We start from the raw sequence: 18851 nt of genomic DNA on the forward strand, positions 1-18851 counted from the left end.
GTGGTCCGGTCCGGAGGTGGATCAGTGGCCGGGCGCCGCCGTGAGGTCCGCGCGCCGGGGCACCGCGAAGCCCTCCAGGTCCGCGCGGGTCAGGCCGGTCAGCCGGGCCACCTCGCCCATGTCCAGGGCGCCGCAGTCCAGCCCCCGCAGCAGGTAGCCGCTCAGGGCCTTGGCGGTGGCGGGCTCGTCCATCACGTCGCCGGCCGTGCGGTGGACGTAGCGGGTGAGGCGGGCGGCGGCGGCCTCGAACCCCTCGCGGTAGAAGGCGAAGACGGCCGCGTACCGGGTCGGCAGGTGGCCGGGGTGCATGTCCCAGCCCTGGTAGTAGGCGCGGGCCAGGGCGCGGCGGGTGAGGCCGTAGTGCAGTCGCCAGGCGTCGTGGACCTTGGCGGTGGGGCCGACGGGCAGGACGTTGGTGGAGCCGTCACAGACCCGGACCCCGGTGCCGGCGGCGGCCACCTGCATGACGGCCTTGGCGTGGTCGGCCGCCGGGTGGTCGCTCGCCTGGTGGGCGGCGGAGACGCCGAGGCAGGCGCTGTAGTCGAAGGTGCCGTAGTGCAGGCCGGTGGCGCGGCCCTCGGCCGCCTGAATCATGCGGGCGACGGTGGCCGTGCCGTCGGCGGCGAGGACGGCCTGGCTGGTCTCGATCTGGATCTCGAAGCCGAGGCGGCCCGGTGCGAGACCGCGCGCCTTCTCGAACTGTTCGAGGAGGCGCACCATGGCGGTGACCTGCTCCGCGTAGGTCACCTTGGGCAGGGTCAGGACGAGTCCGTCGGGAAGGCCCGCGGCGTCGAGCAGGCCGCTGAGGAAGACGTCGAGGGTGCGGATGCCCCGGTCGCGCACCGGTGCCTCCATGCACTTCATGCGGATGCCGGTGTACGGCGGGGCCGTGCCGTCGCGGTGGGCGTCGGCGATCAACCGGGCCGCGCGGGCGGCGTCGCGGTCCTCCTCGTCGCCGGGGCGGGCGCCGTAGCCGTCCTCGAAGTCGACGCGCAGGTCCTCGACGGGCTCGCGTTCGAGCTTGGCGCGCACGCGCTCGTACACGGGCCCGGCGAGTTCGTCGGCGAGGCCGAGGACGGAGCCGAACGAGGCGGCGTCCGGGGCGTGTTCGTCGAGCAGCGCGAGGGCGGCGTCGCCCCAGGAGCGGGCCGTCCCGGCGGTGAGGGCGTCGGCGGGCACGTAGACGGTGTGGACGGGCTGCCGGGTGCCGGGGTCGCCGGGGTAGCGGCGGCGCAGGTCGGCGTCGACCGGTGCGAGCAGCGCGCCGATCTCCTCGCCGACGGCGCTCGCCAGGCTCGTCGTCACCCGCTCCGGTGCGACCGGCTCCGCCGCGGCCCGTCCGGTGGCGTCGCGTTCCGTCGTGAGCTGCTCCGCGGTCGCCCGCTGCTGCCGGCCCTGGCCCATGCCACGTCCTCCCGTTTCCGCTGTGCGGAATCAACAATCCGTAGAACGAAGTTATCCGGGCCGCTTCCCGCGGGTCAACACCCGTCCGCGGCACGGCCCGTCGCGGCGGGCGGCGCAGGACGCGGGCCGCGACGGCGCGAGGCCCCCGCGACCGGTACGGGTCGCGGGGGCCTCGGGCGGCTGCGGGACGGATCAGCCCTTGCGGGTCTTGATCTCGTCGGTGAGCTGCGGGACGACCTCGAAGAGGTCGCCCACGACGCCGTAGTCGGCGAGCTCGAAGATCGGGGCCTCGGGGTCCTTGTTGACCGCGACGATCGTCTTCGACGTCTGCATGCCGGCACGGTGCTGGATCGCGCCCGAGATGCCGTTCGCGATGTACAGCTGCGGGGACACCGACTTGCCGGTCTGGCCGACCTGGTTGGAGTGCGGGTACCAGCCCGCGTCCACCGCGGCGCGCGAGGCGCCGACGGCCGCACCGAGGGAGTCCGCGAGGGCCTCGATGACCGCGAAGTTCTCCGAGCCGTTCACACCGCGGCCGCCGGAGACGACGATCGCCGCCTCCGTCAGCTCCGGGCGGCCGGTCGACTCGCGCGGCGTGCGCGAGGTGACCTTGGTGCCGGTGGCCTGCGCGGAGAAGGTCACCGACAGCGCCTCGACCGCGCCGGCGGCCGGGGCGGCCTCCACGGCGGCCGAGTTCGGCTTCACGGTGATGACCGGAGTGCCCTTGGAGACACGGGTCTTGGTGGTGTAGGACGCGGCGAACACCGACTGCGTGGCGACGGGGCCGGAGTCGCCGGCCTCCAGGTCGACGGCGTCGGTGATGACGCCCGAACCCAGCCGCAGCGCCAGGCGGGCCGCGATCTCCTTCGCCTCGGCGGAGGACGGCACGAGCACGGCGGCCGGGGAGACGGCCTCGTGCGCGGCCTGGAGCGCGTCGACCTTCGGCACGACGAGGTAGTCGCCGTACTCCGGGGCGTCGTGCGTGAGGACCTTGACCGCGCCGTGCTCGGCGAGGACGGACGCGGTCTCGGCGGCGCCGTTGCCCAGGGCGACCGCGACGGGCTCGCCGATACGGCGGGCCAGCGTCAGCAGCTCCAGGGTGGGCTTGCGGACGGCACCGTCCACGTGGTCGACATAGACGAGAACTTCAGCCATGGGATTGCTCTCCTGCGGATTGCGAAGTCGGCGGGGCGATGGGGGCGCGAGGCCCGGGGCGAATCGACGACTCGCCCGTGGAGCACGGAAGTCCTAGACGAACTTCTGGCCCGCGAGGAACTCGGCGAGCTGCTTGCCGCCCTCGCCCTCGTCCTTGACGATCGTGCCCGCCGTGCGGGCGGGGCGCTCGGTCGCGGAGTCCACCGCGGTCCACGCGCCACCCAGACCGACCTCGTCGGCCTCCAGGCCGAGGTCCTCCAGGTCCCAGGCCTCGACCGGCTTCTTCTTCGCCGCCATGATGCCCTTGAAGGAGGGGTAGCGCGCCTCGCCCGACTGGTCGGTGACCGACACCACGGCCGGCAGCGACGCCTCCAGCTGCTCCGACGCGGCGTCACCGTCACGACGGCCCTTGACCACACCGTCGGTGACCGAGACCTCGGACAGCAGGGTGACCTGCGGGACGCCCAGCCGCTCGGCCAGCAGCGCGGGGACGACGCCCATCGTGCCGTCGGTGGACGCCATGCCGGAGATGACCAGGTCGTAACCGGCCTTCTCGACGGCCTTGGCGAGGACCAGGGAGGTGCCGATCGCGTCGGTGCCGTGCAGGTCGTCGTCCTCGACGTGGATCGCCTTGTCCGCGCCCATCGACAACGCCTTGCGCAGCGCGTCCTTCGCGTCCTCCGGACCCACCGTCAGAACGGTGATCTCCGCGTCGTCCGCGGCGTCCGCGATCTGCAGCGCCTGCTCGACCGCGTACTCGTCCAACTCGGAGAGCAGACCGTCGACATCGTCCCGGTCCACGGTCAGGTCATCGGCGAAGTGCCGGTCGCCGGTGGCGTCGGGCACGTACTTCACGGTGACAACGATCCTCAGACTCACGCCGGCTCTCCTACTGCATCGTCTTTTCTGGGCTGTCTGCTGTGCAGGCAGTTTAGGCGCCTCAAGCGGCCGATCCCGATCGGGGCGGCACGCGCTCCGAACGAAATATTACTCGTCAGTACACCCAGTGTGTTCCCGCTAAGCAAGCGCTTTGAACTGTGACCTGTGCAACGCAGCGTAATCGGAACTCGACGGTCCCGCAGAAGAGCGATCGCGGGCGGCTCCGGGGCGCGGCGGCTGCCGGCGCGCGGAGGGATCAGTCGCGCAGGCCGTTGAACCGGCCCTGGTGGTAGAGCAGCGGACGCCCCTCGCCGGCGGGGGCGCCGCAGACGACCTCGGCGAGGACGATGCGGTGGTTCCCGGCGGGGACCCGGTGCGCGACCCGGCAGACCAGCCACGCCAGGACGCCGTCGAGGACGGGCACGCCCTCGGGGCCGTGCCGCCAGACGGTGGGCGCACCGAACCGGTCGGCCCCGCTGCGGGCGAAGGTGGCCGCGAGTTCCCGCTGGTGCTCGCCGAGTATGTGGACGCCGACGTGCTCGGCCGTGGATATCGCGGGCCAGCTGGAGGCGCCGGTGCCGACGCCGAAGGAGAGCATCGGCGGGTCGGCGGAGACCGAGGCGAGGGAGGTCGCGGTGAAGCCGACGGGGCCCGTGCCGCCGGCGGCGGTGATCACGGCGACGCCCGCGGCGTGGTTCCGGAAGACGGTGCGCAGCAGGTCCGGGCCGGCGGGGCCGGAACTCCGGGAGGTGTCGAGGCCGGGGGTGGCCGTCATGGACGGGTCCTTCCGCGTGAGGTGGGGTGCGGGCCGGTGACTGCTCAACGGGCCGGACAACACGCGCTCGCCGTGCGGGCCAGGTCGACGTGGACCCGCGCGAAGAGAAGGAGTTCTGTGGGCATACGGTCAGACTGACGATAGCTGGCGCGTACAGTCAAGTGCCGCCCGGCGCCCGGCGGACGGCCCCCGCGGGCCGGGCACCTCACACCGCCTCGCCCAGTGCGGCGATCACGTCGGCCTTGCGCGGCAGCCCCGCGGCGCGCCGCACGATCCGTCCGTCCGTGTCGAGGACGAGCACGGTGGGCGTCTTGAGGATGCCGAGTTCGCGTACGAGGTCGAGCCTGGACTCGGCGTCGATCTCGACGTGGGTGACGCCGGGGACCATGTCCGCCACCTCGCCGAGCACCCGCCGCGTGGCGCGGCAGGGGGCGCAGAACGCGCTGGAGAACTGCACGAGCGTCGCGCGCGCGCCCAGTTCACCGCCGAGTTCGGCCGCGCCGAGCCGGTTGCCCTCGTCCCGCCCGCTCACGCGCACTCTCCCGCTCCGCCGCCGATGCAGCACTCCGAAGGCGCTCGCCAGTACGAGCACCGCGACGCACACCACAAGTCCGCTCATCCACGACGTCAGCGTTCACGAGACTGCAAAGATTCCCGGCGGCGCGCACCTGCCCCGGCCAGCGATGCTTGATGCATGGACATCGATGTGCGCGGACCCCGCTTCGGGGCCGCGGTGACGACCGTCGTGCTGGCGGTGGTGCTGCTGACCGGCAGCGCCTGGCTGCTGGCGTGGCAGACGCTGGCCTTCGCCCTGGGCGCGGCAGGCGGAGTGGCCCGTTCCCCGTACGGGCTGCTGTTCCGGACGGTGGTTCGGCCCCGGCTCGGTCCGCCGACGCGGTTCGAGGCGCCCGAACCGCCGCGGTTCGCGCAGGCGGTGGGCCTGGCGTTCGCCGTCGTCGGACTCGTCGGGCTCACCGCGGGGCCGCACTGGCTGGGACTCGCGGCGACCGGCGCCGCGCTGGCGGCCGCGTTCCTGAACGCGGCGTTCGACTACTGCCTCGGCTGCGAGACGTATCTGCTGGTCCGCAGGGTCACGGCCGGACGGGCGTAGCGGTACGGAAGGTGCGGGAGAGGGGACTTGGGGCGGGAGTGACAAGGATCTCGCTGTTCACCGGCACCGGGGGTGGCTCCCCGTCCGTTCTTGGGGCACGATCTGCGGCAAGCCGTGCAACCTACGGCCCCGTAACCTCCGCCGGGAGACCCCTCCCTCAGGCACAGAGAAGGGCCCGCCCCGCCCATGACAGAACTCGTCTACCGCCCCGTCATCGGTTTCGCCCTCACGCTGTTCAAGGCGTGGGACCTCAAGATCGACTGCAAGGGGTCGGAGAACATCCCGCGCTCGGGCGGCGCCGTTCTGGTGAGCAACCACATCAGCTATCTCGACTTCATCTTCGACGGCCTCGCGGCGCACCCGCAGAAGCGACTGGTGCGCTTCATGGCGAAGGAGTCGGTGTTCCGGCACCGGATCTCGGGCCCGCTGATGCGCGGCATGAAGCACATCCCGGTGGACCGCAAGCAGGGTGAGGCGGCCTACGCCCGTGCCCTCGACTCCCTGCGGTCGGGCGAGATCGTGGGGGTGTTCCCGGAGGCCACCATCTCGCCGTCGTTCACGCTGAAGACCTTCAAGTCGGGTGCGGCACGCCTGGCCCAGGAGGCCGGTGTGCCGCTGATCCCGATGGCGGTGTGGGGCACCCAGCGGCTGTGGACCAAGGGCCGTCCGCGCAACTTCGGGCGCAGCCACACGCCGATCACCATCCGGGTCGGCGAGGCCATGGAGGCGGCCCGCGACGCGCACATCGGCGCCCTGACGCAGCGGTTGCGCGAGCGCGTGCAGGAGCTGCTCGAAGCGGCCCAACGCTCGTACCCGGTACGGCCGAAGGGCAACGACGACACCTGGTGGGTGCCGGCCCACCTCGGCGGCACGGCACCGACGCCCGAGCAGGTGCAGGCGGCCGAGGCGGGCTGAGCCGGGCCGCGCGCCCCTCACGTCCCGGCGCGGCGAACGGAGTTGTCCGTCCGCCGTGCCGGGTGCGGGAGTTGGGGCGGGGCCGGTGCCCGTGCGGTCAGGACGCCGGGTCGGCGGGTGCCACCGCGATGCTCGCTCCCGGGCTGAACTTCTCCAGCAGTTCGGCCAGTTCGGCCCCGGCCGCCTCGACGTCGGCGACCGGCATCGGGGCGAGGCTCTCCAGCAGGAAGATGCCGGAGACGGTGTCCTCGGTGAGGCGGGTGCGCGGGCCCTGCCGCCAGTTCCAGCGGCGGCAGGTGACGCCCTCCTCGTCGCGCCACACGACCTCGCCCGCGTCGGGGTGTTCGACGATCCGCTCGCCGCCCGCGACGGTGACGAAGTCCTCGTCGCCGGTGGCTCGCACCAGTGTCATCGAGCCGCGCACGTGGTCGAGGTCCTCGCCGCCGACGGGGATCAGGTGGGCCACGCTGATCGCGTTGTAGAGGTCGACGAGCAGGTTGATCCGGGGCAGGCCGGCGTCCGACAGCGCCCTCTTGGCCAGCGCCTCCGCGGAGTTGCGGGTGCGGGAGGGCTTGGAGCCGAACGCCGTGTACACCTCCCGCCAGGCCGCCATGTGCGGGTCCTCGTGCGGGGCGCGTCCGGCCAGGCGCCCGGCGAGGCGCCGCGCGGCGTCGTCCAGGAGGGCCGAACTCGCCTCGGTGCTGGGCCCGTTGGTGAGACCGTGGGCCTCGATCGCGACGTGGGTGAAGCCCGGCGCCAGGGCGCGTACGTCGTCGGACACGGTGAGCGTGAGCGGAGGATTCATCGTGCTGGCCTCAAAGTGCGGTGGGGAGCGACTGCCACAGGTGGTCCCGGTCGGATGCCGCGCGCAGTGCCGCCAGCACGGCCGGGTGTGGTTCAGCGTACAGGACCCGATAGTCCAACTCATTGGACTCCGGTCGCGGGGTCCAGGCCAGCCGCTCCCCGTCGAGCGAGAAGCTCGCGTGCACGCCGGGCTTGTTGCCGCGCGGATCCTGCCGGTGCCAGCCGCCCCGGAAGCGCACGGCCACCAGCCCGTGCACGAGGTGCCCGCCGCCGTCGTCGTCGGCGAGGCGCTGGTAGCAGAGGGCCGTAGGGATGTCCTCCGCCCGCAGCAGGGCGGCCAGGGCGTGCGCCTTGGCGTGACAGATGCCGGTGCCCAGCTCCAGCACGTCGGAGGCGCGCCAGGTGACGCGGGGATCACCGCTGTCCCGGGAGTGCGGGACCGCGTCACGGACGTACTCGTAGGCCGCCCGTGCATAGTCATACGAGTCGGTCGCGTCGCCCGCGAGCCGGGCGGCGATCTCGCGCACCACCGGATGCCGGTGGTCGATGACCCCGGAGGCCGCCAAGTAGGCGGAGAGGTCAGGGGTGTTCTGGATCAGCTGCATGCAGGCAGAGCATAGAAATGCGACCACCCGCACGTCAATACATTTACGGGTGGTCGCATACTCATGCAGTCCTGCGATCGAGACGGTGAGGATGGCGCCGGCTAGCGCGCCATCTCCTCCTTCAGCGCGGCCACGAACGCGTCCACGTCGTCCTCCGTCGTGTCGAAGGCGCACATCCAGCGGACGTCGCCCGCCGCCTCGTCCCAGAAGTAGAAGCGGAACCGCTTCTGAAGGCGCTCGGTCACGTCGTGCGGGAGCCGCGCGAACACGCCGTTGGCCTGGACCGGATAGAGAATCTCGACGCCCGGCACCGCCCGCACGCCCTCGGCCAGGCGCCGCGCCATCGCGTTGGCGTGCCGGGCGTTGCGCAGCCACAGGTCACCGGCGAGCAGCGCCTCCAACTGCACGGACACGAAACGCATCTTGGAGGCCAGCTGCATGGACAGCTTGCGCAGGTGCTTCATGTGCCGCACCGCGTCCGGGTTCAGCACGAGGACGGCCTCGCCGAACAGCGCGCCGTTCTTCGTGCCGCCCAGGGACACGAGGTCGACGCCGGCCTCGGTGGTGAAGGCGGCCATCGTCGTGTCGAGCGACGCGGCGGCGTTGGAGATCCGGGAGCCGTCGAGGTGGACGGTCATGCCGTGCGCGTGCGCGTGGTCGCAGATCGCGCGGATCTCGTCGGGGGTGTAGAGGGTGCCCAGCTCGGTGCTCTGGGTGATCGACACGGCCTGTGGCATCGCGCGGTGCTCGTCGTCCCAGCCGTACGCCTGCCGGTCGATGAGGTCGGGGGTCAGCTTGCCGTCCGGGGTGGGGACGGTGAGCAGTTTGAGCCCGCCCATGCGTTCGGGGGCGCCGCCCTCGTCGACGTTGATGTGCGCGCTCTCGGCGCAGATCACCGCGCCCCAGCGGTCGGTGAGCGCCTGGAGGGCGACGACGTTGGCGCCGGTGCCGTTGAACACCGGGAACGCCTCGGCGCGCGGCCCGAAGTGGCCGCGCACGATCTCCTGGAGGTTCTCCGTGTAGTCGTCGCCGCCGTACGCGACCTGGTGGCCGCCGTTGGCGAGCGCCAGCGCGGCGAGTATCTCGGGGTGGGCACCCGCGTAGTTGTCGCTGGCGAAGCCACGGACCTCCGGGTCGTGATGGCGTCGCGCGTCGGTCCGCGCCGGGTTCGGAGGGTTCACGGCTTCTCGGTCAGCCACAGACGGTTTCCGTTCACTTCGGCGGCGGGCCTGCTCCAGACGCCGGCCACGGCCTCGGCGAGGTCGGTGACGTCCGTGAAGCCCGCGAACTTCGCGTTGGGTCGCTCGGCGCGCATCGCGTCGTGCACCAGCGCCTTGACCACCAGGATCGCAGCCGCGGACGTCGGCCCGTCGTCGCCCCCCTCCTTGCGGAAGGCGTCGGCCAGGGCGAGCGTCCACGCCTCGGCGGCGGCCTTGGACGCGGCGTACGCGGCGTTGCCCGCGGTGGGCGCCGAGGCACCGGCGGCGCTGATCAGCACGAAGCGGCCGCGGTCGCTGCGGGCGAGGGCGTCGTGGAAGGCGAGGGAGGTGTGCTGCACGGTGCGGATCAGCAGCTTCTCCAGCAGGTCCCAGTCGGCGAGGTCGGTCTCCGCGAAGGACGCGCTGCCGCGCCAGCCGCCGACGAGGTGCACGACACCGTCGACACGTCCGTACTCCTTCTCGATGCGGCCGGCCCACTCCTTCGCGGAGGCCAGGTCGAGCAGGTCGACGGTGTCGCCGACGACGGTCGCCCCGCCGTGCGCGTACCGGGCCGCGTCGACGGCCTCCGCGAGGCGCGCCGGGTCGTGGTCGGCGCCCACGACGACCGCGCCCGCCTCCGCGAGCCGGGTCAGCGTGGCCCGCCCGGCGGGTCCGCCCGCACCCGCGACCGCGACGACCGCTCCGTCCAGTGCGCCGCCGTTGCTGCTGCCGTCCGTCATGGCCTCTCCTGGGGTTCGCGGGCCGGGCGGGCGCCGCGGGCGGCGCCTCCGGTCGTGGTCACGCGGCGATCTGCTCGTCGCCGGCGCGGGCGGTGATGCCCCGCGTCGACGCGATGACGTTCTTGAGCTTCTTCGACAGGGCCTCGTAGAACATGCTCAGCGGAAACTCGTCCGGGAGCACGTCGTCGACCAGCTTGCGCGGCGGCAGCGTCAGGTCGAGGGCGTCCGGGCCCTTGGCCCAGCGGGAGCCGGGGTGCGGGGCGAGGTAGGTGGAGACCAGCTCGTACCCGGCGAACCAGTGGACCAGCTTCGGGCGGTCGATGCCGTCGCGGTACAGCGTCTCGATCTCGGCGCAGAGCTGGTTGGTGACCTGCGGGGCGCGGTCCCAGTCGATGTGCAGCTTGTTGTCGGTCCAGCGGACCACGTCGTGCTTGTGCAGGTACGCGAAGAGGAGCTGACCGCCGAGACCGTCGTAGTTGCGCACGCGCTCACCGGTGACGGGGAAACGGAACATGCGGTCGAACAGCACCGCGTACTGCACGTCGCGGGCCTGCGGGACGCCGTCCGCCTCCAGCTTCACGGCCTCCTTGAAGGCGGTGAGGTCGCAGCGCAGCTCCTCCAGGCCGTACATCCAGAACGGCTGCCGCTGCTTGATCATGAAGGGGTCGAAGGGCAGGTCGCCGTGGCTGTGGGTGCGGTCGTGGACCATGTCCCAGAGCACGAACGCCTCCTCGCAGCGCTTCTGGTCCTCGACCAGGGCCGCGGCCTCCTCGGGCAGCGCGATGCCGAGGATGTCGACGGCGGCGTCGGTGACGCGGCGGAAGCGCGCGGCCTCGCGGTCGCAGAAGATGCCGCCCCAGGTGAACCGCTCGGGCGCCTCGCGCACGGCGATGGTCTCCGGGAAGAGGACCGCGGAGTTGGTGTCGTAGCCGGCGGTGAAGTCCTCGAAGGTGATCCCGCAGAACAGGGGGTTGTCGTAGCGGGTGCGCTCCAGCTCGGCCAGCCAGTCGGGCCACACCATGCGCAGGACGACGGCCTCCAGGTTGCGGTCCGGGTTGCCGTTCTGCGTGTACATCGGGAAGACGACGAGGTGGACGAGGCCGTCCTCGCGGTGGGCGGCGGGCTGGAAGGCGAGCAGCGAGTCGAGGAAGTCCGGCACGGCGAAGCCGCCGTCGGCCCAGCGGCGCAGGTCCTTGACCAGGGCTGCGTGGTAGTCGGCGTCGTGCGGCAGCAGCGGGGACAGCTCCTCGACGGCGTCGGCGATCACCCGCACCGCGGCCTCGGCGTCCGCCGCCGCGGGGGCGCCCTCCGCGGCCAGGTCGATGGAGCCGTCCTTGGACTGCCAGGGGCGTACGCGCTCGACGGCATCCTTGAGCCGGGACCACGCCGGGTGGTCCACCACCCCGTTCACGGGAGCACCGGGCTCCTCGGTGGCCGTCCGCACAAGAATTTCCGTCATGTCCCATCCTCCACAGGCGAATCTCGCGTGTGCCTACCGTAGACATACGACGTTTCAGTCAGCAAGAAGATGTGCGGGAAATTATTCGGCGAACCGGGGGTAAGAGCCGCTTATTTTCCTGTCAGCTGTCTCACAGACCGACGCACTGGCGGTTTCGGAGCGTTCTCGGAGCCTTCTCGGAATGGTCTCGGTGGTCCCGGTGGTGTTGAGGGTCTCGGTGCGGTCCTCGGCAAGAGCCTGACACGGCGACGGCACGCGCGCGAAGGCACGGGCGCGGGGCGGCCGACCCGGCGCGCACCCCTCGGAGCGGTCCGGGCGCCGGGCACCGTTCGCGGTGAACGCCGTCGGCCCGGGTTCGTCCCGCCGCCTGGCCGTTAGGCTGCCGATCTGTCCCGTGGCACGGGCTCCGGCCGGTCCTCGGGCACGCAGAGCCGCCGTCGACGGAAAGCGAGTCGCGTCTTGAACTTCCTCACCATCGGCCACCGCGGAGTGATGGGTGTCGAGCCCGAGAACACCCTCCGTTCCTTCGTCGCCGCCGAACAGGCCGGCCTGGACGTCATCGAACTCGATGTGCACCTGAGCAAGGACGGCGCCCTCGTCGTCATGCACGACACCGAGGTCGACCGCACCACCGACGGCAGCGGGCCCATCGCCGACAAGACCCTCGCCGAGCTGCGCGCCCTGGACGCCGGGCGCGGGGAGCGGATCCCCGTGTTCGACGAGGTCCTCGACGCGGTGGGGGCACCGCTCCAGGCCGAGATCAAGGACGTCGCGGCGGCACGGGCGCTCGCCGACGTCCTGCGGGAGCGGGACCTGACCGGCCGGGTGGAGGTGTCGTCCTTCCACGAGGAGGCGATCGCCGAGACGTCGCGTCTGGTGCCCGGCGTACGCACCGCGCTGATCGCGAGCCACTACGGCCCGGACGTCGTCGGCCGGGCGACGGCGGCGGGCGCGGCGACCGTCTGCCTCAACATCCGCCGCCTCACCCTGGAGACCGTGGAGGCCGCCCGCGAGGCCGGCCTCGGGATCATCGGCTGGGTGGTGAACACCCCGGACCACCTGCGTCTGGTGCGCGCCCTGGAACTCGACGGCGCGACGACGGACTACCCGGAGATCCGCCGGTCGGGCCGCTTCACGGCGTAGGGACGACGCCGGACGTCCGCCGCGGGTGCCCCGACCGCCGCTCGGCTCAGGCCAGTTCCTTGACCAGCAGCTCGAACGCGAGGTCGTCGCGCTGCGGGATGCCGAAGCGCTCGTCGCCGTACGGGAACGGGGTCGTCCGTCCCGTGCGGCGGTAGCCGCGGCGCTCGTACCAGGCGATCAGGTCCTCGCGCACGGAGATCACCGTCATGTGCATCTCGCGGACGCCCCAGGTGTCGCGGACCTGGCGCTCGGCCTCCGCGATGATCGCCTTGCCCACTCCCCCGCCCTGCTCCCCGGGGCTGACCGCGAACATGCCGAAGTACGCGTGGTCGCCGCGGTGTTCGAGCTGGCAGCAGGCGATCACCCGCCCGTCGCGCTCGACGGTCAGCAGCCTGCTGTCCGCCGACCTGATCACGGCGAGGACACCCTCCGGATCGGTGCGCTGCCCCTGGAGGATGTCCGCCTCGGTGGTCCAGCCGGCCCGGCTGGAGTCCCCCCGGTACGCCGACTCGATCAGCGCGACGAGGGTGTCCGTGTCGGCCTCGGTGGCGTCGCGGCAGGTCAGTCCGGCGAGGAGGGTGTCCATGGTGTGCGTCGTCCGATCTGTGCGGGGGCGGTGCTCGTCCGGGGCCGGGCACTCCCGTGCGGCCCGGGTGACGGGACGAGCCTAGCGCCGGGTCCTAGGGTCGAGGCATGGTGCACGTACTGAGCAGCAGGACCCTTCTCCGTCCCACCGACCCCGACCGCTCCCGCGCCTTCTACGGCGAACAGCTCGGCCTCGCGGTGTCCCGCGAGTTCGGGACGGGACCGGAGCGCGGCACCGTCTACTTCCTGGGCGGCGGTTTCCTCGAAGTCTCCGGACGGTCGTCGACGCCGCCGTCCCCCGCGCTGCAACTGTGGCTCCAGGTCGAGGACGCCGCCGCGGCCCACGAGGAGCTGCTGGCCAGGGGCGTGGACGTGGTGCGCGAGCCGGTGAAGGAGCCGTGGGGACTGGTCGAGATGTGGATCGCCGACCCGGACGGCACCCGGATCGTCCTGGTGGAGGTGCCGGCCGACCACCCGCTGCGGTACCGGCCGGGCATCTAGGGACCGGGGCGCGCGGCCGGGGCGGCTTCCGGAGCGGCGTCCGGAGCGGCCTCCTCAGGCGCGCGGTCCGCCCAGCCGCCCCTCCAGCTGGCCGAGCAACTCCCCCAGACGGGCGGTGAGTTCACCCTGACTCTCCGCGTCCAGGCCGGACAGGACGACCGTCTCGTAGGAGAGCTGCTCGGGCATGATGCCGTCGACGAGGTCGCGGCCGTCCTCCGTGAGCCGGAGGTGGGCCACGCGGCGGTCGCGGGTGTCGCCGCGGCGCTCGATCAGGCCCCGTTCCGTGAGCTGCTTGATCCGCTTGGTGACGGCGGCGCCGGAGGAGAACGTCTCCCGCGCCAGTTCGCTCGGGGTCAGCTCGTGGCCGGTGCGGCGCAGCGCTCCGAGCAGGTCGAACTCGGCGCGGCTGAGACCTGCGCGCCGCAGCGGGGCGTCCTCGGCCTGCTGGAACAGCGCGGCGCAGCGGTTGATCCGCCCGATGATCTCCATGGGGCCGGTGTCGAGGCCGGGGTGCACGGTCCGCCACTGCCGTACGACGGCGGCCACCGTGTCCCGCTCGTCCGGGCCGGGGGCGTGGCCGGCCGCCTCCGTCGCCCCGTCGGCGATGCCGCCCTCGTTCGGCCGTCCGTTCGTCGCCGTCATGGCCGTACGTCCTCCGTCGTCATGCCCGTGTGCCGCTCAGGGCGCGCAGTCCCTGACGCCGTACCGTCGCGGCGAGCGTACGGTGTCCGGCGCCCTCCACCCGCACGACCCGCTCCTCGGGCAGGGCGCGCTGCCACCACTCCCCGGCGGCGGCGTCGGCCACGGCGCGCAGTTCGACCAGCGCGGCGGACAGGTCGCGCCGGGCCGCGACGAGGGCGGCGGGCGCGGGCTCGGGTTCCGCGACGAGCCGGGCCGCGTGCTCGCGGGCCCGCTCCGCGGCGGTGAGGGCGTCGTCGATACGGGCGCCCGCGCGCCGGTTGGTGACGACGATCCCGGCGGCGAGGCCCACGACGGCACCGACCAGGGTGTCCACCACGCGCTCGGTGATGAGTTCGCCGGGCTGCTGGTAGCGGGCGAACTCGCTGACGAGCAGGGCCATGGGGGTCACGCAGACACTGCCGAGCCAGTAGTTGCGGCCGATCAGCGCCTCGGCACCGAAGTTGAAGGCCAGGCAGCACAGCACCAGGGCGGCCTGGTGCAGGTGGGCGAGGGGCGCGACCGCGGCGAAGACGAGGACGCCGAGGAGGTTGCCGACGACGCGCTGCACGCCCCGGTTCCAGGTGAGGGTGATGTTGGCCTGGTAGAGCGACGCGGCGGTGACCAGCGCCCAGTACGGACGGCCGACACCGAGGGCGAGCGAGACGTACCCGGCGACCGCGCAGCCCAGGGCGCAGCGCACCGCGACGGGCGCGAGCGGACGCAGCCGGCTCCGCAACGAGGGCTTCGGGGCGCGCAGTTCGGTGTCGACGCCGAGCAGCTCGTCGACGGTCGCGGCGAGGTCGTCGGCCTCGGGCACGTCACCGGCGCCGCGCAGCCGGGCGGCCCAGCCGCGCAGCAGCTCCGGATCGGTGTCGGCGGGGGCGGACAGCGCGACCTCGGCGCGCACGACGAGCCGTTCGAGGTCGCGGCGGGGTGCCGAGCGGGCGCCGGTGGAGAGCAGGCTCTGCCAGGCGTTGTGCACGGCGCCGGCCGCCGCGGCCCGCGCGCGGGCGTGCCCGTCGGCGGTGCCCCGGGTCGCGGCGTACGCGGCGGCGGCGTTCAACGCCTGTGCGGTGGCGCGGCGTTCGGGCCCGTGCGGGCGAACCAGGCCGGGTGCCATGCAGACCACCCACGACCAGACGCCGGCGCCGACGGTGAGCGCGAGATGGCCGGGCACCTGGCCCAGGGTCTGCGGCACGAACAGCGCGGCGGAACTGACGAAGGCGAGGATCACGTTCCCGGGCGGGCCGACGCGGGTGGCCTCGCAGACCGTCTTCTGCGCGGCGGCGAGGAGGGCACCGACGCTGACCAGGACCACGGCGTTCGTGGTCAGCGAGGCGGACACCAGGGCCACGGCGATCCCGGCGAGCATCCCGAGCAGCACCCACCCGAGGACCCGGGCACGGGCGGCGTACGGGCGGTTGTGGGCGTAGAGCGCGCACAGCGACCCGGCCATCGTGTACATCGCGAGGTCGAGGCGGCCGAGGGCCAGCAGCGTGAGGTTGGGCGGGGCCACGGAGACCACCACGCTGAGGGCGGGCTTGAACCAGATGTCGGAGGGGCGTCCCAGCCGCAGGGCTCCCGCGAGGGGGAGACGCCGGACGCGCGATGTGCCGGAGGGGGTTCTCGTACGGGGCATGATGAACAAGTTTAGCAGGTGTTTTACTCGTAAAACATATGCTCCGACCTGCGACGCCACGCAGCGCGCTCCCTCCGTACCCCCTTGCGCTCGCGTGCGCTCGCGTGTGCGCCGCCCGGCCTGGGCATTCCTTGACCGACCGTCGGCCGACGGTCACCGACCGTCCAACGGGGGGCAGGGTGCACGGACCGGCTTCGCCCGGCTGGCTGCTGGTGGCGTTGTGCGCGGCAACCGGGTCCTACTGCCTGCTGCGGATGCGCAGCAGCGTCGAGCAGCAGCGCGTCGCCGCGGGCGGCGAGGCCGTCATGGGGTTCGGGATGGCGGCCATGGCCGTACCGGCCGCCGTCTTCGCGCCGCCCGCGTGGGCGTGGCCCGCCTACGCCGTCGTCTTCGGGGGCGCCGCGCTGCGGGCACTGGCCTCGGCGCGCACGAGCCCCCACCACCTGCACCACCTCGTCGGGACGGCGGCCATGGTCTACATGGCGGTCGCCATGTCGGTGTCGTCCGCGTCCTCCCCGGCGGGGCACCACCACGGAGCCACGGGTGTGCCGCTCGTGACGGGCGCGCTGCTCGCCTACTTCACCGGATACGTCCTGCTGGCCGGGGTGCGGCTCGCACCGGCGGGCCCCGCCTCCGTGTCCTCGGCGTCCTCGGCGTCCTCCCCGTCTCCCGTCCCCGCCGGGCCCTCCGTCGCGTCCGGCGGGACCGGCTGGGGAGACCGGCCGGAACTGGCGCGGGCGTGCCGGGTCTCGATGGGGATCTCGATGGTCGCCATGCTGCTGACGCTCTGACCTGCGGGCCCTCGCCCGCGAACCGGAGACCGCCCGGAAACCGCCCCGCCGGGGCACGGGTGGGCTGCGTCACTTTGCCGTGAGAAGGCGTACCCGGGAGCGGGGCGACGCTCTTAGGGTGCCTGCATGATGCTCCCCGCAGCACTGCTGCTGCTCGGCGCCGTGATCGCCGTCGTCGCCCCCAGGCTGCTCGCCCGGGGCGACTGGCCCGACCGCGAGCCGGTGGTCGCCCTGTGGGTGTGGCAGTGCGCGGTGGCAGCGGTCCTGCTGTGCTGCGCGCTGTCGATGACACTGAGCGCGGCCGTCGCCTGGCAGGCGGTCCGGGGGCACGTGTTCGGCACCGCCCCGCAGACCGTCACGGACGCCTACGCGCGGCCCGCCGGTGACCCGTGGGCGGCGGCCACCGCGGTCGTGCTCGCGTGCGGCGCCCTGTGGAGCGCGACGATGCTGGTCCGCGAGATCGTGCGGGCGGGCGCGGAACGCCGTCGCCGCCGCCTCGAACTCCTGGTGCGCGCACCGCTGTTGCCCGGCGAGGAGGCGGAGGGCGAGCGCCTCGTGGTGCTGGAGGGTGAGCGGCCCGGTGTCTGGTGGCTGCCGGGCACGACGCCCCGCCTGGTGATCACCACGGCGGCCCTGCGGCGCCTGAAGGGGCGGCAGTTGGACGCCGTGCTGGCACACGAGCAGGGCCACGCCCGCGCGCGGCACGACTGGCTGCTGCACTGCTCGGCCGCGCTGGCCGGCGGCTTCCCCCGGATCCCGGTGTTCGCCGCGTTCCGCGACGAGATGCACAGGCTCGTCGAGTTGGCCGCGGACGACCGCGCCTCGCGCCGTTTCGGCCGCCGCACCACGGCGCTGGCCCTGGTCGAACTCAACGAGGACCGTGGGGTGTTCGGCCCCTGCCCGGCCCCGCACGCGCACGTACCGCACCGGGTGCACCGGTTGCTGGCGCCCCGCCGCCGCCTCACGGCGGGCCGTCGGCTGCGGCTCACGGCCGTGGCCTCGCTCGTCCCGGTGATCCCCGTCCTCGTGGCGATGTTCCCCGGCCTGTGGGCACTTGGCTGACCGGGCGCCCCCGCCGACGCAGCGCGGCATCCGCCGATCGGGACGGCCCGCGACCGCGGAGGGCGGGAGCGGCGGCGAATAGGATCACGCCATGGATGCCGTGCTCTTCGACTTCTCCGGGACCCTCTTCCGCATCGAGTCCGCCGAGTCGTGGCTGCGGGCCGCGCTGACGGCGGCCGGGCTCACGCTCACCGAGGCCGAGTTGACGGAGACGGCACGGGCACTTGACCACGCGGGCGCACTGCCCGGCGGCACACCTCCGGCCCGCATCCCCCGCGAGATCGCCGACGTGTGGGAGACCAGGGACCGCAGCGCGGAACTGCACCGTACGGCCTACACCACCCTGTCCCGCCAAGTGCCGCTGCCCACACCGCAGTTGCACGAGGCACTGTACGACCGGCACATGGCACCGGCCGCCTGGACGCCGTACCCGGACACCCCGGAGGTGCTGCGCACGCTGCGGGAGCGGGGAACGAGGGTGGCCGTGGTCAGCAACATCGGCTGGGACCTGCGCCCGGTCTTCCGCGCGCACGGCCTGGACCCCTACGTGGACGCGTACGTCCTGTCCTTCGAGCACGGCGTCCAGAAGCCCGACCCGCGCCTGTTCGAGGCGGCGTGCGAGGAACTCGGGACGGCCCCCGGGCTGACCCTGATGGTCGGCGACGACAGGCGCGCGGACGGCGGTGCGGCGGCACTGGGCTGCGCCGTCCACTTCGTGGACCACCTGCCCGTGACCGAGCGGCCGGCGGGCCTGCGCCCGGTGCTCGACAGGGTCGGATGACACCGTACGGGGGCGGGCCCGCGCGCCCGGACCTCCGTCCGTGTCAGCCCTGGTAGCCCTCCACCTGCGACGACGGCCTCACCTGGGCCTCGTCGGGGTTCTCCCCGAACTCCTTGCGGGCACGCCGCTGGCGCAGCAGGTCCCAGCACTGGTCGAGTTCCCGCTCGATGTGTCCGAGACGCTGCTGCTCGGTCTCGGCGTCGATCTCACCGGTGGCGAGGGACTGGCGGAGCTTGTGCTCGTCCTCGACCATCTCCGTGATTCTCGCCAGGATGAGCTGTTCCGGTCGCTGTTCCATGTACGCGCGCCTCCTCGTGGGCAGTCGTCCTCACTCTAGGACGATTCCGCCCGGCGGGCCGGACCGGCCGGGCACGGCGAGGGACAGCGGGGCACGGCACACCGGCGGCGTCGTGGATCACGAAGTCGGCACGATTGGCGGAAACGCCTGCTGTGAGGCACAACTCCTTGCGTCGGGCGCCCACATGCTGTGTGGTGTCTCTCAACATCCACTGGTGCCGCATGCCCGACCGGGCAGTGCGCGTCGGTCTCGGGCGCTCCCCCGCTCCGCCCGAGACGACGGCACTCCGGGCCGGCCGGAGGGCCGATCCGGATGCGCTGAGTA

The 18851-nt window shown here is 73.0% G+C and carries 21 protein-coding genes; 7 read left to right on the forward strand and 14 right to left on the reverse strand.

Annotation, left to right across the window (positions count from 1 at the left end):
- Nucleotides 1–21 precede the first annotated feature (21 nt).
- From ACFZA0_RS14980 to ACFZA0_RS15000, 5 genes are all read right to left on the reverse strand, one after another.
- Nucleotides 22–1404, reverse strand: a complete 1383-nt coding sequence (locus tag ACFZA0_RS14980) for a DUF6986 family protein (protein WP_391015844.1) — start codon at nucleotides 1402–1404, stop codon at nucleotides 22–24.
- A gap of 192 nt (nucleotides 1405–1596) precedes the next feature.
- Nucleotides 1597–2559 (reverse strand): FAD-binding protein, encoded by a 963-nt coding sequence (locus ACFZA0_RS14985; RefSeq protein ID WP_391015847.1) that lies wholly within the window; start codon nucleotides 2557–2559, stop codon nucleotides 1597–1599.
- A gap of 93 nt (nucleotides 2560–2652) precedes the next feature.
- The gene (locus tag ACFZA0_RS14990) at nucleotides 2653–3438 is read right to left on the reverse strand and encodes an electron transfer flavoprotein subunit beta/FixA family protein (RefSeq protein ID WP_391015850.1); all 786 of its coding nucleotides are present in this window, start codon (nucleotides 3436–3438) and stop codon (nucleotides 2653–2655) included.
- A gap of 256 nt (nucleotides 3439–3694) precedes the next feature.
- A complete protein-coding gene (locus ACFZA0_RS14995; protein WP_391015852.1) occupies nucleotides 3695–4213 on the reverse strand; it encodes a flavin reductase in 519 nt (172 codons plus the stop codon).
- Between the two features lie 205 nt (nucleotides 4214–4418).
- Nucleotides 4419–4832 (reverse strand): thioredoxin domain-containing protein, encoded by a 414-nt coding sequence (locus ACFZA0_RS15000; protein ID WP_391015855.1) that lies wholly within the window; start codon nucleotides 4830–4832, stop codon nucleotides 4419–4421.
- 75 nt (nucleotides 4833–4907) lie between these two features.
- Between ACFZA0_RS15000 and ACFZA0_RS15005 the strand changes: the two genes are divergently transcribed.
- Both ACFZA0_RS15005 and ACFZA0_RS15010 read left to right on the forward strand, forming a co-directional pair.
- Nucleotides 4908–5324: a DUF4395 family protein gene (locus ACFZA0_RS15005; RefSeq protein WP_391015858.1), complete on the forward strand. Its 417-nt coding sequence runs from the start codon at nucleotides 4908–4910 to the stop codon at nucleotides 5322–5324.
- 186 nt (nucleotides 5325–5510) lie between these two features.
- On the forward strand, nucleotides 5511–6239 hold the full coding sequence (locus tag ACFZA0_RS15010; RefSeq protein WP_391015861.1) for a 1-acyl-sn-glycerol-3-phosphate acyltransferase: 729 nt from the start codon (nucleotides 5511–5513) through the stop codon (nucleotides 6237–6239).
- A 97-nt stretch (nucleotides 6240–6336) separates the two neighbouring features.
- Here ACFZA0_RS15010 and ACFZA0_RS15015 read toward each other — a convergent pair whose 3' ends face one another.
- From ACFZA0_RS15015 to ACFZA0_RS15035, 5 genes are all read right to left on the reverse strand, one after another.
- Complete coding sequence (locus ACFZA0_RS15015; RefSeq protein WP_391015864.1) at nucleotides 6337–7044, reverse strand: phenylalanine--tRNA ligase beta subunit-related protein; 708 nt, start codon at nucleotides 7042–7044, stop codon at nucleotides 6337–6339.
- Between the two features lie 10 nt (nucleotides 7045–7054).
- Nucleotides 7055–7648 (reverse strand): transglutaminase domain-containing protein, encoded by a 594-nt coding sequence (locus ACFZA0_RS15020; protein ID WP_391015866.1) that lies wholly within the window; start codon nucleotides 7646–7648, stop codon nucleotides 7055–7057.
- A 101-nt stretch (nucleotides 7649–7749) separates the two neighbouring features.
- Nucleotides 7750–8829, reverse strand: a complete 1080-nt coding sequence (locus ACFZA0_RS15025) for a beta-eliminating lyase-related protein (RefSeq protein WP_391015869.1) — start codon at nucleotides 8827–8829, stop codon at nucleotides 7750–7752.
- Complete coding sequence (locus tag ACFZA0_RS15030) at nucleotides 8826–9587, reverse strand: SDR family NAD(P)-dependent oxidoreductase (protein ID WP_391015872.1); 762 nt, start codon at nucleotides 9585–9587, stop codon at nucleotides 8826–8828. The genes ACFZA0_RS15025 and ACFZA0_RS15030 overlap by 4 nt, the downstream gene beginning before the upstream one ends.
- A gap of 58 nt (nucleotides 9588–9645) precedes the next feature.
- Nucleotides 9646–11046 carry a DUF6421 family protein gene (locus ACFZA0_RS15035; protein ID WP_391015875.1) on the reverse strand — a complete coding sequence of 467 codons (1401 nt, stop codon included), beginning with the start codon at nucleotides 11044–11046 and terminating at the stop codon, nucleotides 9646–9648.
- A gap of 459 nt (nucleotides 11047–11505) precedes the next feature.
- Here ACFZA0_RS15035 and ACFZA0_RS15040 point away from each other — a divergent pair, with 459 nt between their 5' ends.
- On the forward strand, nucleotides 11506–12189 hold the full coding sequence (locus ACFZA0_RS15040) for a glycerophosphodiester phosphodiesterase family protein (RefSeq protein WP_391015877.1): 684 nt from the start codon (nucleotides 11506–11508) through the stop codon (nucleotides 12187–12189).
- A gap of 46 nt (nucleotides 12190–12235) precedes the next feature.
- Here the strand turns inward: ACFZA0_RS15040 and ACFZA0_RS15045 are convergent, their stop codons facing one another.
- Entirely contained in the window at nucleotides 12236–12775 is a 540-nt protein-coding gene (locus ACFZA0_RS15045) for a GNAT family N-acetyltransferase (protein WP_391015880.1), read from the reverse strand.
- Nucleotides 12776–12882: 107 nt separating this feature from the next.
- Here ACFZA0_RS15045 and ACFZA0_RS15050 point away from each other — a divergent pair, with 107 nt between their 5' ends.
- Nucleotides 12883–13275 (forward strand): VOC family protein, encoded by a 393-nt coding sequence (locus ACFZA0_RS15050; protein ID WP_391015883.1) that lies wholly within the window; start codon nucleotides 12883–12885, stop codon nucleotides 13273–13275.
- A gap of 54 nt (nucleotides 13276–13329) precedes the next feature.
- Here ACFZA0_RS15050 and ACFZA0_RS15055 read toward each other — a convergent pair whose 3' ends face one another.
- On the reverse strand, nucleotides 13330–13917 hold the full coding sequence (locus ACFZA0_RS15055; RefSeq protein WP_391015886.1) for a MarR family transcriptional regulator: 588 nt from the start codon (nucleotides 13915–13917) through the stop codon (nucleotides 13330–13332).
- A 19-nt stretch (nucleotides 13918–13936) separates the two neighbouring features.
- On the reverse strand, nucleotides 13937–15595 hold the full coding sequence (locus ACFZA0_RS15060; RefSeq protein ID WP_391015888.1) for an FUSC family protein: 1659 nt from the start codon (nucleotides 15593–15595) through the stop codon (nucleotides 13937–13939).
- Nucleotides 15596–15774: 179 nt separating this feature from the next.
- Between ACFZA0_RS15060 and ACFZA0_RS15065 the strand changes: the two genes are divergently transcribed.
- The 3 genes from ACFZA0_RS15065 (at nucleotide 15775) to ACFZA0_RS15075 (ending at nucleotide 18229) form a co-directional block, all read left to right on the forward strand.
- On the forward strand, nucleotides 15775–16386 hold the full coding sequence (locus ACFZA0_RS15065; RefSeq protein ID WP_391015891.1) for a DUF5134 domain-containing protein: 612 nt from the start codon (nucleotides 15775–15777) through the stop codon (nucleotides 16384–16386).
- Between the two features lie 126 nt (nucleotides 16387–16512).
- Nucleotides 16513–17448, forward strand: coding sequence for a M48 family metalloprotease (locus ACFZA0_RS15070; RefSeq protein ID WP_391015893.1), 936 nt, complete (start codon nucleotides 16513–16515; stop codon nucleotides 17446–17448).
- A 91-nt stretch (nucleotides 17449–17539) separates the two neighbouring features.
- Nucleotides 17540–18229: an HAD-IA family hydrolase gene (locus ACFZA0_RS15075; protein ID WP_391015896.1), complete on the forward strand. Its 690-nt coding sequence runs from the start codon at nucleotides 17540–17542 to the stop codon at nucleotides 18227–18229.
- Between the two features lie 43 nt (nucleotides 18230–18272).
- Here ACFZA0_RS15075 and ACFZA0_RS15080 read toward each other — a convergent pair whose 3' ends face one another.
- Nucleotides 18273–18527: a DUF2630 family protein gene (locus ACFZA0_RS15080; protein WP_391015898.1), complete on the reverse strand. Its 255-nt coding sequence runs from the start codon at nucleotides 18525–18527 to the stop codon at nucleotides 18273–18275.
- Between the last annotated feature and the right edge of the window lie 324 nt (nucleotides 18528–18851).

The sequence above is a fragment of the Streptomyces sp. NPDC008150 genome (genome assembly GCF_042956945.1).
Classification (GTDB): Bacteria; Actinomycetota; Actinomycetes; order Streptomycetales; family Streptomycetaceae; genus Streptomyces.